This window comes from Methanobrevibacter sp. (assembly GCF_045577275.1).
Lineage (GTDB): Archaea > Methanobacteriota > Methanobacteria > Methanobacteriales > Methanobacteriaceae > Methanobrevibacter.
The window spans coordinates 1-6,106 of the sequence record NZ_JAZNIB010000207.1; the positions used below are offsets into that span (position 1 = coordinate 1).

At 32.2% G+C, this 6,106-nt stretch carries 5 protein-coding genes; all 5 read right to left on the reverse strand.

The annotated features are described in order from the left end of the window. Positions 1-153: 153 nt before the first annotated feature. Positions 154-654 carry a fumarate hydratase C-terminal domain-containing protein gene (locus ACKI67_RS06015; protein ID WP_407462537.1) on the reverse strand — a complete coding sequence of 167 codons (501 nt, stop codon included), beginning with the start codon at positions 652-654 and terminating at the stop codon, positions 154-156. A gap of 323 nt (positions 655-977) precedes the next feature. Further along, positions 978-1,349, reverse strand: a complete 372-nt coding sequence (locus ACKI67_RS06020) for a flagellar protein, FliL (RefSeq protein ID WP_407462538.1) — start codon at positions 1,347-1,349, stop codon at positions 978-980. A gap of 142 nt (positions 1,350-1,491) precedes the next feature. Next, a complete protein-coding gene (mfnA, locus tag ACKI67_RS06025; RefSeq protein WP_407462539.1) occupies positions 1,492-2,658 on the reverse strand; it encodes a tyrosine decarboxylase MfnA in 1,167 nt (388 codons plus the stop codon). A 195-nt stretch (positions 2,659-2,853) separates the two neighbouring features. Further along, a complete protein-coding gene (gene ppsA / locus ACKI67_RS06030; protein ID WP_407462540.1) occupies positions 2,854-5,130 on the reverse strand; it encodes a phosphoenolpyruvate synthase in 2,277 nt (758 codons plus the stop codon). A 168-nt stretch (positions 5,131-5,298) separates the two neighbouring features. Then, positions 5,299-5,781: a 50S ribosomal protein L16 gene (gene rplJ / locus ACKI67_RS06035; RefSeq protein WP_292788785.1), complete on the reverse strand. Its 483-nt coding sequence runs from the start codon at positions 5,779-5,781 to the stop codon at positions 5,299-5,301. Positions 5,782-6,106: the final 325 nt, after the last annotated feature.

Genomic DNA, 6,106 nt, shown 5'->3' on the forward strand with positions numbered 1-6,106 from the left:
CAGTGGCAGATTAGTGGTTCCTCTTCGTTGCATAAAATCCCTCTAAAAAAAGTGTAATATAAATCTAATTATAATATCTAATTAATATTATCTAAAAAATAGTATATAAAATTAAAAAGAGCATTTGGAAACTAATTAAAATAAGAAAGAAAATTATAAAGACTCTCCATGAGCAATAGCTACAATCCCTGGAATGTCTTTTACTTCCAATTCAAAGAAGGCTTCCATTCCCTCTTCTTCATAAGCCACACATTTTTTTGAAATCACATTATTTGTCAAAAGTGCAGCTACAGGTGGAGTAACGATAAAAACAGAATTGTATTCATTTAAACTTTTTTTAGTCTCATCAGATAATGATCCCTTTCCAATGTGAAACTTAACTCCCGAAGCAGATAATGTTGGAATTGATGATTCAATCTCTGCCTTATTGCTTGTAGTTGGAGCAATTCCTGCAACACTAAATGCAGTATGCATAATGGCCATACCTTTAAAGTCAAATGGATATTTGTCAATATCTCCATCTTCTATAGATTTGACTAATTTTGGCAAAACTGCATCTCTGCCACAATACATTTTACCTGAAAGAGATATCTTATCTCCAACTTTTAAGTCATTAATCACTTCATCACTAATTGGAGTTTCTATTTTTTTCATATAATTAGATATTTTTTTAAAATTTATAAAATTTTCCAAAAAATACAAAAATAATGTGAAAAATAGCAATTGTGTAAAAGTGAAAATTAGCTAAAAAATTTAATGCCTTTTAATTAAAATAATGATTAATTTAATCATACATATTCCTAAAAAATATCAAAATTATCATATCTATAAACAATATAATTGAAAGGTTATTGATTTGATAGTATAAAAATATTGATTATGTAGATAAGATGGTGTAAAAAATAAAAAATATTGAAAAATAGTAAAAAATAGAAAAAAAAGAAAATAAAAAAGAAAATGAATTTAGAATAAAAAGATTATTCTAAACTACCATTAATTACACCAAGTTTTTCTTGGTCTTCATCATAGGATGAACCGATCATTTCACCGGTTGAAGTATCAAATTGACGGAATCCACCATCTTTGTAAGTGACTTCACGATAATATCCTTCACCGTTTTGATGATTGAATTTGACTATTTCACTTACAATATCACTGCCACTACCTGAGGAACCACTTGATCCATCAGATGATGTCACTTTATCTACTTTATTGGCAACTTTGTGAAAAGTGCCAGAGTCTCCTCCATCAGCAACATCTGCAATTTTATCCATGAATGTAACTGCAAATGCGCCACCTACAATAAGTATTGCAACAATACCTATTAAAACTAGAACAGAGCTTTTCATTATATCACCTCTTTAATCTTTCATTTATTTTATTTAGCAAACTTATTAAAATAATTTTCTATTTAAAAAAAATAAGCGAAAAATAAAGAATGTAGAAAAAATGAGCGATTAATAAATAGAATAAGAATATAAAAAATAGAGATTAAATGGATTTGGAAATCTCTTCCAAATCATCTATAAGTTCAATCAAATGTTCTTTTTTAATATGATTCATAAGAATAACCCTAATAGCTTTAGGATAGGAGGAACAGGATATTTTCCAATTTCTATCTTCAAGCAAGCTAGCTAATTCTTCAGTTTCCAATTTAGGATGATTAAATGCAACAATATTCAATTTAGGTTCGACAATTAATTCATAACCTAATCTTTTAAGGTTATCTGCTAAAAAGTGAGTTTTTTCTAGTGCTATTTCAGCGTTACGAGCATAACCATCTTTTCCTAAGAATTTCATAACTGCATATGTTGCAGCGGAAGCTGCTCCTAAACGAGTGCCGACTATAGTGGATTGATTCTTGATGGTCAAATAAGGTGAATCAACTGACATCGCATCCAAATAAGATTGGTCCCTAAACAATATTCCTCCAGAAGGAATTGGAGATAATCCCATTTTATGAGGGTCGACTGTAATGGATCTGACCCCTTCAACTGAAAAGTCAAATCTTGGCAAATCATATCCCTTTTCAGTTAAGAAAGGAATTGAAAATCCACCAAATGCAGCATCAACATGCAAGTGAATGTCATTCTTGACAGCTATTTCAGATAAATCTTCTATTGGGTCAATCATGCCTAATTCAGTTGTTCCTGCAATACCTACAATAGCTACAGTATTATCGTTAATGCTTTCTTCTACAAGTTCTGGATTTATACGGTAATTTTCATCCAAATCAACACGAATCAAGTTTAGATTAAGCATATCTGCTGCTTTTTTAAAAGAGAAGTGAGCGGATTTAGGAACAATCAGTTCCCCATCTTTTATTCCCTTATTATCCCTTGCAATATTTCTTGCAGACCTAATCGCCATAATATTGGCTTCAGTGCCTCCAGTTACCATATGCCCTGCAGGATTTTCAATGGATAAAATTGAACCAATCATCTTCAATACTTCATCTTCGATTAATTTGGTTCCCTTAAAAAGACCCGGATCTCCTAAGTTTGAGTCAATGAATTTAAAAAAAGCTTCTTTCGCAATAGGATGTGCTTCTGTACACATAGAGCCTAATATTCTTCCATCAGAATATTTGCAGTCCATTGCCTGAAATTCATCTAATTGATTAAAAATTTCATCGTGAGATACTGGTTTTTCATTCATAAAAATTACCTGAAATTCAAAATAAAAAATTAAAACTTATTATTTTTTTAATATCATCAAAACAAATCAACTTAAAAAATGTAAAAATAACTAAAAACTAAATCGGCTAAAATAATATTAAAAAAACAATACAATCTTAAAAAAATAAAAAATAAAGATTTAAAAGATTGAACTTTTAAATCCATGCATTTAGAATTACAATTGTTTTCTTGCTGCATCGAGCATAATTTTCTTTTCAGCTCTTGCAACAGTTTTTCTTACTTCTTCTACTGCATCAGTATTGGAAGATACACTGGTAATTCCAAATTTAACAAGTTTTTCAACAATATGAGGTACACTACCTGCTTGACCACAGATACTGCAGGTTACACCTGCTGCTGCACAATGTTTAATGGTTCTTTCAATTAAAGCCATTACTGCAGGGTGTTCTTCTCTGTAGTGTTTTGCTACAAATTCATTGTTTCTGTCCACTGCAAGAGTGTATTGAGTCAAGTCATTTGTACCAAGACTTACGAAGTCAATTCCTTCTGCAATGTATTCATCAATTAAGATTGCTGCTGCAGGAATTTCTACCATCATACCAAATTCAACATCAACTTGAGGTTCCATACCTACTTCTCTACATAATTCTTTAGCTCTTCTGAGTTCAGATGGATGTTGTGATAATGGAATCATGATTCCAATGTTTTTGTAACCTTTATCGTGAAGCTTTTTGATTGCTTTGAATTCAGCTTTTAAGATTTCAGGTTCATCCAATTCTCTTCTGATACCTCTCCAACCTAACATTGGGTTGTGTTCTCTAGGTTCATCTTCCCCACCTTCAAGGGTGATGAACTCATCAGTAGGAGCATCAAGAGTTCTGTACCATACAGGTTTTGGATAGAATTCATCTGCTACTTTTAAAACACCTTCAGCAATTGTATCTACCAATTTCTCTTCTTCACCGTCAAGGATGAATTTTCTTGGGTGAACACCAGTAGATAACATCATGTGTTCAGTTCTGAGTAAACCTACACCATCAGCACCGGTTGCTGCTGCTTTTGGAGCTGCTTCAGCCATACTTACATTAGCTTTAACTTCAGTTACAGTGATTAAAGGAGTTGCAGATACTTGTACTGCAGCTTCAGCGGATTTATCACTTTCAGCACCTTTAATGATACCTTTGTATACTAAACCTTTTTTACCGTCAGCAGTAACTTCGTCATTTTCCTTTAAGGTAGTGGTTGCATCACCGGTACCTACTACACAAGGAATTCCTAATTCTCTTGAAATAATAGCTGCGTGACAGGTTACTCCACCTTCATCGGTTACAATACCTGTAGCTCTTTTCATAGCAGGAACCATATCAGGAGTGGTCATGGTAGTTACCATTACGTCTCCATCTTGAACCTTATCAAGTTCATCAAGCTCTAAAATGACTTTTACAGTACCTGAAGCTAATCCTGGACTTGCACCAAGACCTTTAATTAATACTTCCAAGTCCACTTCCTCTTCTTTAGATTCATCTTTGGAATCTCCTAAGGTAGTGATTGGTCTGGATTGCAATAAGAATAAGTTACCATCATGGAAAGCCCATTCGGTATCTTGAGGTTTGCCGTAATGACCTTCTACTCTTTTAGCCATTTCAACAAGCTCAATCAATTCATCATCAGATAAAACTCTTTCATTTCTTAATTCTTCAGGAACATCAACTTGAATGGAGGTTCCGCCTTCTTCATTAGTGAACATGGTTTTCTTGTCACTAATGGTAACATTTAAGACTTCATTAGTTTCTTTATCTACAGCGTAGTTATCAGGAGTTACGGATCCGCTTACTACGGATTCACCAAGACCCCATGATCCTTCAATCAATGCAATGTTTTCACCAGTTGATGGGTTTACAGTAAACATTACACCTGCTTTATCAGAATCAACCATTTGTTGAACAACTACAGCAATATATACTTGAGAGTGTTCAAAGTTGTTTTCTTCTCTGTAGAAGATAGCTCTTGCTTCAAATAAGGAAGCCCAACATTTTCTTACATATTCAATAACATTTTCTAATCCTTGAACGTGCAAGAAAGTATCTTGTTGACCTGCAAAGGAAGCTTCAGGCAAGTCTTCTGCAGTAGCGGAAGAACGGATAGCTACATCTGCTTCGTCTTCTCCAACTCTTTGTGATAATTGATTGTAAGCTTCAATAATATAAGTGGAAATATCTTCAGGTATAGGAGTTTCAATAATGATGCTTTTGATTTCTTCAGCAGCTTCTTGAAGCTCTTTGGTGTTATTAATATCTACTTGGTCTAAAATATCCATAACACTATTAAAAATTCCAGTATCTCTCATGAACTTATCATAAGTTTTTGAGGTCACTACAAATCCTGGAGGTACAGGAATGCCTGCTTGGGTTAATTCACCTAAATTAGCACCTTTTCCACCAGCAATACCTAAATCGTCTTTGCTTAAATCTTCAAATTTTTTAACATACATTGTTTTTCACCCATTAATAAACACAATCTTAAACAACTTATACTAAAATTGAATGATAATAATGTTTGGATATAAATCAAGTCCAAAAAATTTATTTCATTATGAAAATTAAGAATTTAAAAAAATTAAAAAATAAAAATTTAAAAATTAAATAAAAAGTCAAAAGACTTATTTAATTAATTCTGCACCTTTTTCTACAACGATTCTGCAGGATACAGGCATTTTCATACCTGCTCTTTTTAAAGCGGTTTTAGCATCTTCGAAGTTTTTAGGGTTTACATCAATAGACATGATCTTTTGATTGGTTTTTACTAAAGCTTCTACACTGATTGCTTTACCGAAAGCATTTCTCATACCGCTTTGTACCCTGTCCGCACCTGCTCCGGTAGCCATAGGGTTTTCTCTTACGATGTTGTGAGGGTATACTCTTAATTTTAAGTGGTATCCTAATCTACCAGCAGATCTTTGCATGTATCTGTTGGATGCTACACGAGCTGCTTCTAAAGCATTGTGTCTAATTTGAGCTGGTTTTTTAACTGCTAAGGATACTCTTACTGGGAAATCTTCAGATAAGTTTCCCATATCATATTGAACAATTCTGTTGTTTGGTATTTTTCTAATATATTCTCTTCTTGAATAAGCACGAACCATTAATAGTCCTCCATATAATAATGATTAAGAATTAATGTGCACAAAACTTTTCAAATATTATACATTATCAAATGCCATATTTCAAATATAATCAAATCATATATTTTTAATCTAAAAAAACACAATAATTCTTTTAAATTTTTTAATCGGCTAAAAGCCGAAATATAATTGTTCTATCAGAACATGAAAAAATAATAGCTATTATTTAAAGCATGACCCCATATTAAGAAAATATAAGCTATAATTATACTCTTATTATCATGCTTTTCTATGCTAGCCATATAAAATTGAGAAATTAATAATTGAATTAATAAATGTATTATTA

Bases quoted from the DNA above. Each gene is read 5' to 3' on its own strand.
- rplJ (WP_292788785.1), bottom strand. From the start codon at position 5,781: ATGGTTCGTGCTTATTCAAGAAGAGAATATATTAGAAAAATACCAAAC.
- ppsA (WP_407462540.1), bottom strand. From the start codon at position 5,130: ATGTATGTTAAAAAATTTGAAGATTTAAGCAAAGACGATTTAGGTATT.
- mfnA (WP_407462539.1), bottom strand. From the start codon at position 2,658: ATGAATGAAAAACCAGTATCTCACGATGAAATTTTTAATCAATTAGAT.
- ACKI67_RS06015 (WP_407462537.1), bottom strand. From the start codon at position 654: ATGAAAAAAATAGAAACTCCAATTAGTGATGAAGTGATTAATGACTTA.
- ACKI67_RS06020 (WP_407462538.1), bottom strand. From the start codon at position 1,349: ATGAAAAGCTCTGTTCTAGTTTTAATAGGTATTGTTGCAATACTTATT.